Here is a 15,201-nt window from a genome sequence, read left to right on the forward strand (position 1 = left end):
CAGCGGCTCCAGCAGCAGGTCACCGGTGGATGACGATGGGACCAGCACTACTGCAACGGCGGCAGTTGCGGCAACCACGGCCGCCACTGCCGTCAGTGTCGCCCGGTCCGCAAGTGGACGGTCGCTCGACCTTCCGTCCAGCCTTCAGCCTCCTGGTGACGTCGACAGTCCAGCAACGGTCAGTCCAATCAAGGCGCTGCCGGGCGTCCCGGATGAAGTCGTTCGCGCCTGCCGTGATGCGATCGAGTCGGCCGCCGCCCCGTTTGGCGCGACCAGTGTGCGCGTCAGCAGCGCAGGTTCCATACGTCGGTTGAGCCCGGATACAATCTCAGCTCCCGTCGAGGTCAGCATCGACTATGGACGGCAAGGCAACGTGGAGACGCGGCAGGCGCCGATCAAATGCGAATTGAATGCTACAGGCAGTGTGATCGGGCTGACATAGCGTATCGCGCAGAACTACTCGCCGACGAGAGCAGAATGAATTCGAATGGGGTGATTCGATTCATCCTAGTCTACTCTCGCAATACACACGTGTCGCAATGATCTCAAAGAGCTTGGGCCTTCAACAGGAGGACCGCGCAGTCGTTTTGGAAATCACTCCAATGTCGCCTGTCTTGGCCTGAGGGGATAGGGAAGTGTGAGAGAACGCACCCCCGCAATCCGCGCCGGGTCGCGAGCCTTGCTGCGTGCAGTCTTCTGGCTGACAGCCTTCACCCCGCCGGCAGCGGCGGCTGCGCGGCCAGCGCGCCGCTTCAGCGGCGGCTCAATCTTGGCGCTGCGACGCTCAGCCCTGAGCCTGTCATTGTCCGCGCGCGCGGCGGCCAGGTCGCGGGAAAGAGAAACAGTGACGTCACGTTGCTTGTCCAAAGCCTCCTTCAGCTTGGCGACCTGTAGCAAAAGTGCTCGGGCGGCGTCGCGCTCGAGGCGAGCTTTATCGAGGTCCTCATGGGTCGACACTGCCACAGCGCGTTCTCGTGCCAGAGCCTGCGATGTCTCGGTTGCAGTCTGCTCGGCACGCTTTCTCGCTGAGACTGCCCTGGCTCGTTCCTGTTCAGCCGCGTCGCGCTCGAGGCGAGCTTTTTTCAGCTCCTCACGCGTCGACGCTGCTGCCGCCTGTTGTCGCGCCAGCGCCCGCTCCGTCTCGGCTGCCGTCTGCTCCACTCGTTCTCTCGCTGTGACGGCACCGGTCAATTCCTGCTCAGCCGCGTCCGCGCGCTCCATGAGCGCAGCATTGGACAGTTTCACTTTGGAGAGCTCGCCACGAAGTTCGTCTGACTTTCGGCGTTCGTCATCGAGCATTCCGCTCGCTTGCGCCAGCGAAGCCTTGGCCTTGGCGCGATCCTCGGCGGCCTCGGTCTCAAGCCGCTCAATTTGCGCCTGCGCTCGCGATAGATCGCGCGCCACCCATCCGGCTCGCTGACGCTCCAGGTGAGCAGCGGGCATCTCCGTAAAGACATAGTTGGTGGCCTCGCTCAGCATCGTGCGGGCATCTCCCGCAAGGCGCCGCAATGCGTCAGCTGTACGGGCTGCCGCGAGCTCGTTGCGCAATTGCTCCTGGCGTGCGTTGGCGGCGGCTGCCATGCTTGTCCTCAGCGCGTCGATCTCCTTGCGCGATTCGAGCAGCGCTCGCTGCAGAGCGGCGCTCCTGGCGCGCTCACCTTCCGCCGCCCGGCGCTCCTGGCCGTCCAATTCCTTCGCTGCGGCTGCCTGAGCACCAGCTGCTCCGACTTGCGCCCGGGCAGCCGTGAGATCCGGGCTGAGCAATTCGACACTCGTGCGCTCGTCTCCCTGGGCTGGCCTACGCACATCCAATGCAGCACTCGCCGGAAGCTCGAAGGATCGCGAAAGCTCCGGATTGACGTTGCCCTGGACCAGCGAAATGGCGGGGGCGCTTTCGACCCAGTTTTGTCTCGTCATCGCATAGCTAAGCGGCACGGCCAGACAGATTGCTGCGACGCCAAAGCGGGGCACAAGACCGATCGGCCTGCGAATGCGAGGAGGTGAGGCCGTCGCCGTGGTGGGGTCGGGATTCTCCGCGAGGGCGAGTTGTGTTGGCATACGGCTCAGAGCCGTCAATACTGGACTAGTTAGGGCGGCAAGATTTGCCGCCACCTGCCTATGAACATAGCCAGCGATTTCCCTGATCGATGTCGCAAGTCGGCCGGATTGCGCTATGTTCGTCGCGGAAGCGACAGCGTTGGTCTGGGTGACAGACGAGCTCTCGCAAGCTTCGGAGATCACGTCGAAATACTCGATTCGCACCCCGAACCGAAGGCAATTGGCATCCTGACGCCGAATATCCAGGTCTGCCGCGTCTGAGGGCACGGCAATCTGAGAAGAAGAAGCAGGCTCGGTTGCAAGGTCGACCGGGATTTCCCAATCCCAAAACACCTCCTCCTCGGGGAGGTCAGATCCGCGTTCGCTCACATCTGATTTGAGGCGACGCCGTTGCACCCCGATAAGGATACGCCTTAGCACAAGATAGAGGCCCATCGAGGCAAATGCTGCTATCCCGCCCAGGACGGCGAGATCTGCGCTGTTTGCGTAAATTTCGGCAAGATGATTTGGCATTGCCGTGCCTGTGCGGTTTTGGGTGTAATCTTAAGATCGTGAAGCGTTGTTGGCCCCTCGCCTTGGTGCTGGCTAAAGCCTTTGGTCGCGTTCGAAGCTGTCACTTGCTTCGAGGTCCCTCCAGTGCTCGAATTGTTGTTGCATGGCGGAGCGGCGGTCGCGCGTTGATAGGCGTGCCGGCGCAGATGACTTTTGTTTGAAACGAAACTTGACAGGCCGTGGCCGCCGATTGTCGGCCGCCAAGGGCGCACAGGCTCTGAAAAGCCGACTTGCACCTCTGCATCTCAACGTCCCCAGAGTTCTCCCACGGTAGCGCACCATCCCACCATTTCCGGCTCTGGACGGTCCGGCTAAGCTTTAAGCTAGGTCACAGGCCTCCACGGTCAACCGTCACCTTATAGTTAGCATCCATCGGCAGTACGTCGGCCATCTGGTGCCGAAGCCGTTTGCCTCGCTTCACGCTGACACCGCGTTAATCGGGCAGGCCCGCCTTGCGAAGTCCTTCGATATATCTGCTGCGATCGTCCGGTCGACAAAACGGCGGCAGCACCTCAGCGAGATTCGAAAGCCGCAACGTAGGGTCGAGTTCGCGCAGGCGGGCCATCATCTTCTCGGCTTCCGAAAGCCGACCGGCCAAGACGTAACTTGCCGTCGCCACACGCGTCGCACTCGCGTAGTTTGGTTGCGAGCGCAAAGACCTTTTCGCCCACTCAGCAGCATCGTTGTGGCGCCCGGCACAAAAGTGAGCGAGTGCGGTGCAAAATTCCCAAACAAAAAAGCGAGGATCGAACGGACTGAGGCGCATTGCCTGCGCGGCGCGCTCGACGGCTTTCTCCGGCTCACCTAAGCACGCTTGAACCCAGGCGCTGTAACCCCACGCCGCAGCCAAGTTCGGGTTCAGGCCAAGCGCGCGTTCGACGCACGCCGCGCTTTCCTCCACATCGCCGCCTACATAGCCGAGCACGTATCCGCCGTACGAAAGGGCAATTGCATCGTCCCATCCAAGTTCGATCGCTCTCTTTGCCAGTCGGGTCGCCTCGGCAGTCTCTTCTAGGCGATCGATCATCCAGCGGTTGCTCTTTCGCGCCGCATAGCAGCGCGCCGCCCGGGCATAGGCGGCAGCGAACACCGGGTCACAGCCGATCGCCTTCATGAAGAACCGCAGAGCGTCATCCATGGTTTCCTTGGTAGTGACCGCTCGGTCGTGGGACGCTAACCCGCGCAGATAATAGTCGTAGGCGTCGAGGTCCTCAGTCGGCTTGCGCTTGGCGCGCTCAATTTCCGCCTCCTCGACCTTTGGGGTGATCGCGCCGACGATGCTCGAGGCGATCTGGTCCTGAAAATCGAAAACCTCGGCTAGAGTACCTTCAAAACGGTCAGCCCACAGGTGGAGGCCGCTCGAAGCGTCGAGGAGTTGTCCGGTGATGCGCAGGCGCTCACCCGCTTTCCGCACACTTCCCTCGACCACATAGCGCACGCCCAGTTCACGCCCGACCTGCTTTATGTCTATCGAGCGTCCCTTGTAGGTAAAACTCGAATTCCGTGCGACTACGAACAGGTGACGAAAGTGAGCCAGGGCGGTGACGATGTCTTCCACCATACCGTCGGCAAAGTATTCCTGCTCCATATCACCGCTTAGGTTCTGAAACGGCAGCACCGCAATCGACGGCTGGTCGTCGTGTCTCGTTGGAACTGCCAGCACCTGCACCGGCGACGCGACGCCAGAGCTTGGCCCGGGCCGCCGATCTCTAGTTCGTCCGCGGGACTGCAGAGAAGCCGCCAGTGAGCTTGTCTGCGCCTCCGGCTCCGCATCCAGCTGCTTTTTCAGGGCAGTCCGACAAAGCTCGAACTGGCGCAAGGCGGCGTTTTCGTGACCGCGATGAGCATGGATCCGGATAAGCGCCCGATGGGCGGCCTCCGCGGTAGGATCTGAGGCAAGCAATCTCTCTGCCAGCCCTTCGCAGGCCGTCTCTTCCGCTGAGCCGGGTATCGGCAGCGCGAGGCTCAGCCGATCGACCAACTGCAGGGCCTTACGCTGATACCTGTCCAGATAGGGTCCAAACCACTCATCCAGTTCCTCAGGAATGGATTCCCCCGCAAGCACCCCACCGCGGTAGAGGTCGGCGGCGACGGCGAGATCGGCCGCCCCGCCCTGCTCCAGTTTCCGGTCGAAGATCGAAATGTCCGCGTCATCCGGACCGGCAACCAGCGCGATGGCTTCCTGATCCCCATCGATGTAGAGGGTGGCATCCTTGCTGGTCGGGAACGAGCGCCGGATGTCGACCAGCGCTTGCCGCAAACTATTGCGGGCCTGGCCATTGCTTCGTCCCGGCCAAAAGGCCTCGGAAAGCTGCTCGCGACGCTGGCCGCGGTGGCCCGCCAGCACCAGGGCAGCAAAAAGAAGCGAAGTCTTGCGCGTGGCGAAACGGACGGGCCGGCGCTCCGGCGAAGTAACCTCGAGGCCGCCCAGCAACCTGATGCGCACAGATGGTCTCCAGACTTTGACCGCCGCGGCGGAATACATTTCGGAGGATAGTTTTAACACCGATTTAACGGCAGCTCGTCGGGCTTTTCGGTTTTTTTCACGCACAGCCGAACAGCCCGAAAACACTCGCGTGGCACGCTCTCATCCGCAAATCTCGAAATGGGAGACTAAAAATGGCTGACACGCAAACTCGCGCCGCCCGCACCTCGAAAGGACCCAGCCTGAAAAGCGTAACAATGATGATCGCCGATTTCAGGGGGTGGCGACGGACCGTCGCAAGACGCAGGGCACTAGCCGACTTGACGGCCGATCAGCTGGACGACATCGGTCATCCGGAGGCCCATCGACCCGCACTCGACATCAAGGCACGTCTGATCACGAACTTGATGTCGATGCGATAAGTTCGGCGTACGGCTGCGCAAGCTATCGACCTGCTCTCCAATCGCAACCCGCCCATGAGGCTTTCAGGCAGCGGCGGATGGGAGCAATATGGCGGCCAATTCAACCTCCGGATCGCTGCGATGTTGGAAATCCCGGAAGATCGATGCGAGCGCCACCGCCTGTTCAAGGCCATCGACGACGCGTTCAAGGCGGGCGACTTCGAGGCCCTCGGTGTGGCTCTCGGCGGCTCACCCGGCTGGTTCGACGAGCAGATGCCCTTTGAACTCGGCCTTGGGCATCCACTGGAGTATGCGATCTATTGGAGCCCCGCCGCTTTCATCTCGATCTTACTGGATGCGGGCTCGGACCCGAACTATCACCACCACGGCGGTTTTCCGGCAATCATTGCGGCACTCTCCGCCGACCGGGCTGACAGACTGGAAATAGTCCGAACCCTGATCGATGGGGGCGCAGACCTGAACATGCGGGGCGTAAACGACTGGACGCCGCTTCACTATGCGGTCGCCATCCGTAGCGTCGATGCCATCCGCCTGCTGTTGGCGGGCGCCGACCCATCGCTCGAAACCCGCATCGACGACTATACGACAGCCCTCGAGGACGCCGACAATGCCGGCTTTGAAGCCGGCGCTTCGTTGCTGCGCGATGCAATACCAGGCGCGGCTCCAATGGACGGTGAGTTGGGCGACGATGCCGGTGAACCATATAGCCGAAGATTTGACCAAGGCTGGCCTCAGGTCTTCGTCAGCCCCGCCTTGAAGCGTTTGCCGTTGGCGACGTAGTGCGCGGCCGAAGCGCGCAGGCTTGCGACCGCGGCATCGTCCAGTGTTCGCACTAAGCGGGCGGGCGAGCCGATGATCAGCGAATTGTCGGGGAATTCCTTGCCTTCGGTGACCAGGGCGCCGGCGCCGACCAGCGAATTCCTGCCGATCTTCGCGCCGTTCAGCACGATGGCGCCCATGCCGATCAGGCTGTTGTCGCCGATCGTGCAGCCATGCAGCAAGGCGCGATGGCCGATCGTGCAGCCTTGCCCGATGGTCAGGGGAAAACCGACATCGGTATGCATGACCGTGTGTTCCTGCACATTGGTGTCGGCGCCGATGATGATCGGCTCGTCGTCGCCGCGGATGACGACGCCGAACCAGAAGCCCGCGTTGCGGCCGATCTGTATGTCGCCGATCAGGGTAGCGTCGGGCGCGATCCAGTTGCTGTCGGCGTCCTCGAAACCGGGGGCTTTTCCATCGATCGCATAGAGCGGCATTTTTCTCCTCCGAATCGTCTCAGGCTGAAAGATCGGTCGACCCTAGGAGAGTGCCTGCCTGGGATGCAATGTCGATCAGCACGACGCCCAACGCCAAAGATCGTCGCCGTGCAACCGCAAGAGATCAGCGCCGTCAGGCAACTATAAAAGCAACGAGTACGTGTGTCCGACCGGACCCATCTTTACCTTCCATTTACCATGAAATCGCACAGTCGTGTTTCGACAGGCGTGCAACAAGAGCCGTGCCACGCACATGGGTCGCTCAAGGACAGCCCAAGGGAACAGACACATTGGGACAGGCTGCCGATAATCGGGGATCGCGATGAAGCAGGCAGCCGCCGCCAACGGTCCGCAACTCACCATCGTCGATTCCAAGCTGATGAAGCGGGTGTTCTACGTGTTCGCTGCGCTGGCAGTGCTTTCGATGACGATCAGCCTTGGCGGCAAATGGTTGGGCCGCTCGATCGCCATGGCCGGATATACCGACGACACGACAGTCCACGAGGTGGTGATCGGCAACAACGTCATCGCCGTGCCGGCCAATGTCATCCGCTTCGACCAGGCGCGGCGCGATGGCATCGCCTCGCGCCTCGACCTCTATCTGCGTTATCCCGAAATGGACGGCTACAGCGAGGCCGCCCGCGACGATTTCAACCACACAGGACCCAGCAGGAGCATCATTTTTCTGTCGTTCGAACGACAGGTCATGTCGCGTGACATGAGCGGCCGCTTCGCGCCGATCTACAGCGCCCTTATCGTCGAGCCTGGCACGCCCGGTCCGGGCGGCACGACGCTTTACGGCTTCAGTGAAAAATCAGGCTATTTCAATGAAGTGCTGGCGGTCGGCAATCGCCGGGGCAAGGACCCGTTCGTGGCCCGCTGCCTGAGCGGCGCAAGTGCTGCGCAATCGCTGGCGCCCTGCGAACGCGACATTCTGGTCGGCGACAATCTCAGCCTCACCTACCGCTTTCCCATGGAATTTCTGAGCGACTGGCAGGCGCTCGACGCAGCCATCGCCGCCAAGGCTGCGCGTATGCTGAAGGCCGGGCTCTAACGCATTGTGTCTGAAGGATTATGCGAGGCGCTTTGGGGCAATCGCAAACGGCGGAGATTGGCGAAAACGCCTCTCCTTTCGTCATCCTCGGGCGGAGTGGGAGCGAAGCGAACCGCGAAGGCCCGAGGATCCATTCCGTGACTTTCGAGCGCCGAAGCGATGCAGAATAGCAGTGCCGGGAGCGGCCTTTGCCAGGATTGCCTTCCTTATCTTGCCGCGAAGCAGCGGAGGACAGTTCTTGACCGCTGCATTCTTCGGCCGATGTCACGGCCTGGATCCCAGGGTCTGCGCTCCGCTTCGCGCTTCGCCCTAGGATGACGAAAGCATGGCGGCCTGCCGCCGGTCGTAAACTCCCGGCTCAGGCGAGGTCGATGTCGAGGATCGCCATCGAGAAATTATAGTCGCCGTCGTCCTCGTCCTTGAAGACGATGCCGAGGAATTCGTCGCCGACGTAGACCTCGGCCGAATCATCCTTGCGCGGCCGCGCCTTCACTTCAAGCTTAGGGTTCTGGAAGACGCGCTTGAAATAGGCGTCCAGCTTTCTGATTTCGTCCGGCTTCAAAAGTCTTCTCCGATCGTCGGTCTTGCTCGTTTGAGCGCGCTTCTGGCACGTCGACAATGGCGATGTAAAGGCAAGCCGGCGAGAGAGACAGGGCAATCGCTTGAGGTTTGCGCTGCCCCTCATTGCCCTGCCGGGCATTTCTCCCCGTATAGTGACGGGAGAAAGACGCCTTTGCAAAGGGCCCCTGCCCGAGCGCTCAAATATCGAAGCTGACGACGTGGTCCATCGACTGCGACGGCAAAAGCTGGTCCATCTGCCGCGAGGGCCGGTCGCAGCCGGTCTCGCCGACGACGCGGGCCGGCACGCCGGCAACCGTCTTGTTGTGCGGCACCGGCGACAGCACCACCGAGCCTGCCGCGATCTTGGAGCAATGGCCGACTTCGATGTTGCCGAGGATTTTTGCACCGGCGCCAATCAGCACGCCGTAGCGGATTTTTGGATGGCGGTCGCCGCCGGCTTTGCCCGTACCGCCCAGCGTCACGCCGTGCAGGATCGACACGTCGTCCTCGATCACCGCCGTCTGGCCGACGACGAGGCCGGTGGCGTGGTCGAGGAAGATGCCCTTGCCGATGCGGGCGGCCGGGTTGATGTCGGTCTGGAACACCGAGGACGACCGGCTCTGCAGGTAGAGCGCGAAATCCTGGCGGCCCTGGTTCCACAGCCAATGCGCCAGCCGGTGCGTCTGGATGGCATGAAAACCCTTGAAATAGAGCACCGGCATGATGAAGCGGTCGCAGGCCGGATCGCGGTCGTAGTAGGCCTGAATGTCGACACGCACCGTCGACGCCCAATCCTTGTCGTCGGCTGCCATCGCCTTGAATGTCTGGCGGATGAGATCGGAACCGATATCCTGATGGGCGAGCCGCTCGGCCAGCCGATGGATGACCGCTTCCTCCAGGCTTTCCTGGTTGAGGATGGTCGAATAGAGGAACGCCGCCAGCAGCGGATCGCGGTTGACCGCCTCCATCGCTTCGTCGCGGATCGAGCGCCAGATCGGGTCGATCGGCTTCACCATGGTCGGGCGGGCAATCGTAACGCTGTTCATCAATGGTCTCCGGCCTAATGTCTCCGGCTTGGCACCAAAACCGCTGCGCACTTTTGCGCGACATGCTCTATAAGCCAGATCATAGCACGGTTGAACTCAATTTTCCTTAGTGCTTTGTCAAATGGATTTGGTTCACGGAAATTCAAGCGGCCATGGAAAACCAAGCCTTGATCGACGAGCCGCTGAAGCGCGAGCTTTCCGCGTTCTATGAGGCCGAAGGCCGCCACTATCACAGCCTTGCCCATATCGAGGCGATGCTGGCGCTGGCCGGCCACTATCGGGCATCGTTGCACGACCCCGAGGCGGTCGAGGCGGCGATCTGGTTCCACGACGCCATCTATGACAGCCGGGCCAAGGACAACGAGGCGAGGAGTGCCGCCCTTGCCGAGACAAAGCTCGCCGGCCGCACCGATGCGCAGCGCCTTGGCCGCATCACCGCGATGATATCAGCCACCGCCACGCATGAGTTGCCGCAGTTTGACGACGAAAATGCCGCCCGCGATGCAGCGCTGTTCCTCGACATGGACCTGGCGATCCTGGGGGCGCCGCCTGATGCGTTCGACGCCTATGAACAGGCGGTGCGCCGCGAATATGGCTGGGTGGAAGAGCCGATGTGGCGTGCCGGCCGCAGTGCTGTCCTGAAGGGCTTCCTCGCCCGCCCGCACATCTTCCACACCGAGGAGTTCCGGCAGCGGTTCGAGGCTCAGGCTCGGCAAAACATGGCGCGTTCGCTCGAAGCACTTGAGGCATGAGCGCTGCTGCGGGTGCAGCACCTTTGATGCCGGCGGGCACCCAACTCAACCACCTACCTGCTCACAGCGGATTTTCGGCATAAAACTCCAGCACCCGCTGCTTGAAGGTCTTGTCGCCGACGGCCAGCATGTGGTCGCGGCCCTCGATATGGAAAGCTTTGGCGTTCGGCATCAAGGCGGCCAGTTCGTCGGGCGAACCGCCGATATCGTCCTTGGTGCCGACGGCAATCAACGTCGGCTGGGCAATGCGCGCAATGTCGGCCTCGGCCAGCAATTCTCGCGAGGTGGCAATGCAGGCGGCCAGCGCCCGGCGGTCGCTGCGGGTCTGGTCGGCGAAGGCGCGAAACGAGCGGCCGCGCGGATGGCTGGTGCTATCTGGATCGTCGGCCAGAAGGGCGGCCGCGATCGGATCCCAGTCGCCGACGCCGTCGACCATGCCGACGCCGAGACCGCCGAAGACCAGCGTCGCCACCTTGTCCGGATCGGAAAGCGCCAGGAAAGCGGAAATCCGCGCGCCCATCGAATAGCCCACGACATGGGCGCGTTCGATGCCGAGATGGTTCAGCAACGCTGCCCCGTCGGACGCCATCCTTGCCGGCGTATAATCGGCGTCCTGATAGCTCTTCGACGAGGCGCCGTGGCCGCGATTGTCGAAGGCGATGGCGCGGTAGCCGGCATCGTTCAGCGCCTTGAACCAGCCGGGCGACACCCAGTTGACGTAATGGGTCGAGGCAAAGCCATGGATCATGAGCACCGGATCGCCCTGCCCCGATGCCGGCTGGCGGTCGAGGAAGGCAAGGTCAAAACCGTCATGGGCGAAAAACTGCATCTGCGATGGATCCTGCGCGTTCAGTTGTGCGCAGTGCCGATTGCCGGGTGACGCAACAGGTCGCCGTCCTCGATGCTGCTCCTGGCGGCCGTGCCCGCCTTGAGCTCGAGCACGAAGCGAACCGGCTCGCCGGGCGAGATCATCGCCTCGGATTGCGGCTCGCCTTGCTTGATCGCCCGGATTCTGCCGTCCTGACCGACAAAGATCAGGTCGAGCGGCATCGGCGTGTTCTTCATCCAGAAGCTGACATCCCGAGCCTCCTCGAACACGAATAGCATGCCATGATCGTCGGCCATCTCCTCGCGAAACATCAGGCCAGCCTCGCGCTCGGCCGAGGTGTCGGCGATTTCGACGGAGAAAGAGCGTTCGCCGCCTTTCGTCACCGCGACCAGCGGCTGCGGGTCGACGGCAAGGATCATCGCCCGGCTGTCTGCCGAAGCCGGTCGCTGCGAATGGAAGAAAGCGCCTGTGGCGATGACAAAGGCGATCGCGGCGCAGACTATGCCCGTTGTCAGCCAGTTCCTGTAAGTCATTCAGACTCCTCGGCCATCATCCTAGGTATGTTGAAATTCAGGTGAGGTCGGCCTGCAAACGGCGGTTTCCTGTGCTTCCGGTGCTCACGTACCCAAAAGTACGCTCCGCTCCGGTTCTCGGAACCCACCATTTTCGGCACGGCCTGACCTGAATCTCAAACTACCTGGACCATGATCGCGAACCTACGGTTCGAAAAAGATCACGGTCAAGCAGAAAGCACCAGGTCGCTTTGCGATTCGATCGGGGTGAGGCTTAGTGCGAGACGGGCAAGGTACCCATATCCGGGTGAATTTCGGCAGCCATAAGGCCTTTGTCGCCGCGCCCGAAGCGGACCAGCACGACCTGCCCCGGCCTGAGTTCGGTAATACCGTAACGGCGCAGCGTCTCCATGTGGACGAAAATGTCCTCGGTGCCCTCGCCCCGGGTCAAGAAACCGAACCCCTTGGTGCGGTTGAACCATTTCACCAGCGCCCGTTCGAGGCCGCTTTCCGGCGTCACCGAGACGTGGGTGCGCTGCTCCTGCATCTCCGCCGGATGGGTCGCCGTGGTGAGATCCATGGAGAGCACGCGGAACGCCTGCAATCCGCGCTCACCTTGCTTGACCAGGCAGACGACGCGCGCACCTTCCAAGGCGGTCTGGAAACCGTCTTTTCGAAGACAGGTCACATGGAGGAGAATATCGCCGGAAGAGCCGTCATCGGGAAGAATGAAACCGTAACCCTTGGCCACGTCGAACCATTTGATAGCGCCCGCAATCTCGACAAGACCGGCCGTGTCGCCGCTCTCGTCTCTTTGCAAGGCGTCGTGACCGGTTCCGTCCCGCCCCATGAAAGAGGCTTTTTCCCCCATAACAACGCCCCCCTTTTTCCAAGAATACCGCAACTGATTCTTGACGTTAGATTAACACTTCCGTTTCCGGTGTGTGCAAGACCTGAGCTGCGTTTTTTCACGGTTCATTGCGGGAATACCGGATTTGTTGTTTGCCGGCAGGAGCGGCTATCGGGAATTGCCCTTTGGCCGGGTGGCCCCTATGTTCCGCCGCAACGCAACATTTCGAGGAAAACCACATGCGCTACCTCCACACCATGGTCCGTGTCGCCGACATCGATGCCTCGCTCGATTTCTACTGCAACAAGCTTGGCCTCAAGGAAGTGCGCCGCCACGAAAACGAACAGGGGCGCTACACGCTGATCTTCCTCGCAGCGGACGAGGACGAGCAAAGCGGCATCACCGACAAGGCGCCGCTGATCGAGCTCACCTACAATTGGGATCCGGAAGACTACAAGGGCGGCCGCAATTTCGGCCACCTCGCCTACGAGGTCGACGACATCTACGCCACCTGCCAGCAGCTGATGGACAAGGGCGTCACCATCAACCGGCCGCCGCGCGACGGCAACATGGCCTTCGTCAAATCGCCGGACGGCATCTCGATCGAGCTTTTGCAGAAAGGCCCGGCCAAGGCCAAGGCCGAGCCCTGGGCGTCGATGCCCAATACCGGAAGCTGGTAACGGGCCGCATTGGGGAAGAATTCATTCATGCCGACCAGCCATGCCGATGTCGTCACTGAACATGCGAGCCGCTATCTGCAGCAGCTCTGCAAGCACTGGGCGCACAAGTTTCCCGTCGCGTTCGATCCGAACCACGGCACGATCGATCTCTCACTGGGCCGCACGGTTCTCGATGCCGACCCGGCAGCGCTGCATATCGCGGTGACCGCCGACGAAGCCGGCTCGCTGGAGCGGCTGGAGACGGTCGTCGCCGACCACATCAAACGCTTCGCTTTCCGCGAAGAGCTGACCTTCGATTGGAGAAAGGCTTCGGCAGCGTAGGCGACTACGCTCCGCCATTCCGGCCGGCCATCGCCAGCAGCATCAGCACCGTGCGCCAGTTGCGCGCGGTGGCGGGCACTTTCAGCGTGCGCGGGATGAGGTTGGCAAATACCGATTTGCCGAGGCCTTCCGGTGCATGCAGGTAAAGCACGTCGCCCCTGATCTCGAACCGTTCGGGACCGGTGCATTTTTCGGCCAGCCGCGCGACCTCGTCGGCGGTCGGCGGGCGCTCCAGCACATAGGCGTGAAGCTTGGTCGGCTCGCCGGCGACTTCCGGATAGGGATTTTCCGCCACCAGCCGCTCGAACCAGCCGAGATCGCGCACCATGATGCGCGAGTGAAATCCCCATTTCTTCTCGAAGGCCGCTTCCAGCTGTTTGGCCAGCGTGGCCGCGTCGCCCTTTGCCGAACGGAACACGACGTTGCCGCTCTGCACATAGGTGGCGACGTCGCCAAAGCCGAGCTCCTCGAAGAACGACCGGAGTTCGGCCATCTTGACGATGCGGTTGCCGCCGACATTGATGCCAGAAAACAACGCAACGAATATCTTCGCCCGGGCGCTCATATGATGAACCCGGCGAGCGTCTCGTTGTCGGTGATGTCCTGATACTGGACGCCCTCGGCCTCGAAATTGGCGTTGAGCAGTTCGAAATTGCGGCGGTCCTTGGTTTCGATGCCGATCAGCACCGAACCGAAATTGCGCGCCGATTTCTTCAGATATTCGAAGCGGGCAATGTCGTCGTCGGGACCGAGCAATTCGAGGAAGTCGCGCAGCGCGCCCGGCCGCTGCGGAAAGCGGATGATGAAATACTTCTTCAGCCCCTCGAAACGCAGCGCCCTTTCCTTCACGTCCGGCAGCCGCTCAAAATCGAAATTGCCGCCCGAAACCACCGCGACGATGGTCTTGCCCCTGATTTCCTTCTTCGAAAAATCCTTCAGCGCGTCAATCGCCAGTGCGCCGGCCGGCTCCAGCACCACGCCTTCGACGTTCAGCATCTCGATCATCGTCGCGCAGAGCCGGTTTTCCGGGATCAGCCGCACCGATTCAGTGGCAAACGCCCTGAGATGCCGCAACGGCTCGCGGCCGATCTCGGCCACCGCCGCGCCATCGACGAAATTGTCGACCCTGGCGAGCTTGATACGCTTGCCGGTGGCGAGGCTCTCGCTCAGGCTTGGCGCGCCGGCCGGCTCGCAGAAGACGAAGCGCGTGTCGCGGCGCTGGTCGGCGAAATAATGCGTCACACCCGCTGCCAGACCGCCGCCGCCGACCGGCAGCATGATGATGTCGGGCGTGCGCGCGCCCGGCATCTGGCCTGATATCTCGTAGGCGACCGTCGCCTGCCCCTCGATGATGTCCTTGTGGTCGAACGGCGGCACCATGTGCGCGCCGGCGCTTTCGGTGAATTCGGAGGCGGCGCGGTAGCAGTCGTCGAAAAAGTCGCCGACCAGCCTGATCTCGACGAATTCGCCGCCGAACAGCCGCGTCTTGTCGATCTTCTGCTGCGGTGTCGTCACCGGCATGAACACCACGCCTCGCTTGCCGAAATGACGGCAGACGAAGGCAAAGCCCTGGGCATGGTTGCCGGCGGAAGCGCAGACGAACAGCTCGGCATCGTTGCCGGCGGCGAGCGCCTTGCGGAAGAAATTGAAGGCGCCCCTGATCTTGTAGGAGCGCACCGGCGACAGGTCCTCGCGCTTCAGCAGCACGCGCGCGCCGGTCTTCTTCGACAGATAATCGTTTTCCTGCAGCGGTGTTTCCGGGAAGATCTGGCGGATCGCGGCAGCGGCGACAGCGACGCGGGAAGAGAAACTGGTCATCGAAAAAATTACCCCGGATCGTCTGTGGTGTTCGCGAAGCTAGCACACGCCGTACGTGTTTG

General features: G+C 61.9%; 16 protein-coding genes. 6 read left to right on the top strand and 10 right to left on the bottom strand.

Going from position 1 to position 15,201, the window contains the following annotated elements:
* Positions 1 to 594 precede the first annotated feature (594 nt).
* Together AC0L28_RS18095 and AC0L28_RS18100 are read right to left on the bottom strand one after the other, a co-directional pair.
* Positions 595 to 1,581 (bottom strand): hypothetical protein, encoded by a 987-nt coding sequence (locus AC0L28_RS18095; RefSeq protein ID WP_473479107.1) that lies wholly within the window; start codon positions 1,579 to 1,581, stop codon positions 595 to 597.
* Positions 1,582 to 3,043: 1,462 nt separating this feature from the next.
* A complete protein-coding gene (locus tag AC0L28_RS18100; protein WP_473479109.1) occupies positions 3,044 to 5,056 on the bottom strand; it encodes a BTAD domain-containing putative transcriptional regulator in 2,013 nt (670 codons plus the stop codon).
* Between the two features lie 173 nt (positions 5,057 to 5,229).
* On the opposite strand from AC0L28_RS18100, the gene AC0L28_RS18105 reads away from it, so the two are divergent.
* Both AC0L28_RS18105 and AC0L28_RS18110 read left to right on the top strand, forming a co-directional pair.
* On the top strand, positions 5,230 to 5,457 hold the full coding sequence (locus AC0L28_RS18105) for a DUF1127 domain-containing protein (RefSeq protein ID WP_473479111.1): 228 nt from the start codon (positions 5,230 to 5,232) through the stop codon (positions 5,455 to 5,457).
* Between the two features lie 120 nt (positions 5,458 to 5,577).
* Positions 5,578 to 6,237: an ankyrin repeat domain-containing protein gene (locus AC0L28_RS18110; RefSeq protein WP_473479113.1), complete on the top strand. Its 660-nt coding sequence runs from the start codon at positions 5,578 to 5,580 to the stop codon at positions 6,235 to 6,237.
* Here the strand turns inward: AC0L28_RS18110 and AC0L28_RS18115 are convergent.
* Complete coding sequence (locus AC0L28_RS18115; protein ID WP_128246578.1) at positions 6,189 to 6,716, bottom strand: gamma carbonic anhydrase family protein; 528 nt, start codon at positions 6,714 to 6,716, stop codon at positions 6,189 to 6,191. The two genes, AC0L28_RS18110 and AC0L28_RS18115, sit on opposite strands and share 49 nt — an antisense overlap.
* A 322-nt stretch (positions 6,717 to 7,038) precedes the next feature.
* Here AC0L28_RS18115 and AC0L28_RS18120 point away from each other — a divergent pair, with 322 nt between their 5' ends.
* Positions 7,039 to 7,770 carry a hypothetical protein gene (locus AC0L28_RS18120; RefSeq protein ID WP_287321351.1) on the top strand — a complete coding sequence of 244 codons (732 nt, stop codon included), beginning with the start codon at positions 7,039 to 7,041 and terminating at the stop codon, positions 7,768 to 7,770.
* Between the two features lie 358 nt (positions 7,771 to 8,128).
* Here AC0L28_RS18120 and AC0L28_RS18125 read toward each other — a convergent pair whose 3' ends face one another.
* Positions 8,129 to 8,332 (bottom strand): DUF3126 family protein, encoded by a 204-nt coding sequence (locus AC0L28_RS18125; RefSeq protein ID WP_013531334.1) that lies wholly within the window; start codon positions 8,330 to 8,332, stop codon positions 8,129 to 8,131.
* Positions 8,333 to 8,528: 196 nt separating this feature from the next.
* Positions 8,529 to 9,377: a serine O-acetyltransferase gene (gene cysE / locus AC0L28_RS18130; RefSeq protein WP_023798183.1), complete on the bottom strand. Its 849-nt coding sequence runs from the start codon at positions 9,375 to 9,377 to the stop codon at positions 8,529 to 8,531.
* A gap of 152 nt (positions 9,378 to 9,529) precedes the next feature.
* On the opposite strand from cysE, the gene AC0L28_RS18135 reads away from it, so the two are divergent.
* Complete coding sequence (locus tag AC0L28_RS18135; protein WP_473479117.1) at positions 9,530 to 10,129, top strand: HD domain-containing protein; 600 nt, start codon at positions 9,530 to 9,532, stop codon at positions 10,127 to 10,129.
* Between the two features lie 61 nt (positions 10,130 to 10,190).
* Here AC0L28_RS18135 and AC0L28_RS18140 read toward each other — a convergent pair whose 3' ends face one another.
* The 3 genes from AC0L28_RS18140 to AC0L28_RS18150 form a co-directional block, all read right to left on the bottom strand.
* Positions 10,191 to 10,958: an alpha/beta fold hydrolase gene (locus AC0L28_RS18140; protein ID WP_473479119.1), complete on the bottom strand. Its 768-nt coding sequence runs from the start codon at positions 10,956 to 10,958 to the stop codon at positions 10,191 to 10,193.
* 20 nt (positions 10,959 to 10,978) lie between these two features.
* The gene (locus AC0L28_RS18145; RefSeq protein ID WP_128168508.1) at positions 10,979 to 11,491 is read right to left on the bottom strand and encodes a DUF192 domain-containing protein; all 513 of its coding nucleotides are present in this window, start codon (positions 11,489 to 11,491) and stop codon (positions 10,979 to 10,981) included.
* A 253-nt stretch (positions 11,492 to 11,744) separates the two neighbouring features.
* On the bottom strand, positions 11,745 to 12,320 hold the full coding sequence (locus AC0L28_RS18150; protein WP_329608822.1) for a cold-shock protein: 576 nt from the start codon (positions 12,318 to 12,320) through the stop codon (positions 11,745 to 11,747).
* Between the two features lie 239 nt (positions 12,321 to 12,559).
* Between AC0L28_RS18150 and gloA the strand changes: the two genes are divergently transcribed.
* Complete coding sequence (gene gloA, locus AC0L28_RS18155) at positions 12,560 to 13,000, top strand: lactoylglutathione lyase (protein ID WP_128173234.1); 441 nt, start codon at positions 12,560 to 12,562, stop codon at positions 12,998 to 13,000.
* Positions 13,001 to 13,027: 27 nt separating this feature from the next.
* The gene (locus tag AC0L28_RS18160; protein WP_128182250.1) at positions 13,028 to 13,321 is read left to right on the top strand and encodes a DUF2218 domain-containing protein; all 294 of its coding nucleotides are present in this window, start codon (positions 13,028 to 13,030) and stop codon (positions 13,319 to 13,321) included.
* Positions 13,322 to 13,325: 4 nt separating this feature from the next.
* On the opposite strand, the gene AC0L28_RS18165 is transcribed toward AC0L28_RS18160, so the two are convergent.
* Both AC0L28_RS18165 and ilvA read right to left on the bottom strand, forming a co-directional pair.
* Positions 13,326 to 13,886, bottom strand: coding sequence for a DUF1697 domain-containing protein (locus AC0L28_RS18165; RefSeq protein ID WP_473479121.1), 561 nt, complete (start codon positions 13,884 to 13,886; stop codon positions 13,326 to 13,328).
* On the bottom strand, positions 13,883 to 15,139 hold the full coding sequence (ilvA, locus tag AC0L28_RS18170) for a threonine ammonia-lyase IlvA (RefSeq protein ID WP_473479124.1): 1,257 nt from the start codon (positions 15,137 to 15,139) through the stop codon (positions 13,883 to 13,885). The genes AC0L28_RS18165 and ilvA overlap by 4 nt, the downstream gene beginning before the upstream one ends.
* Positions 15,140 to 15,201 lie beyond the last annotated feature (62 nt).

Source organism: Mesorhizobium sp. WSM4847, from assembly GCF_055811335.1.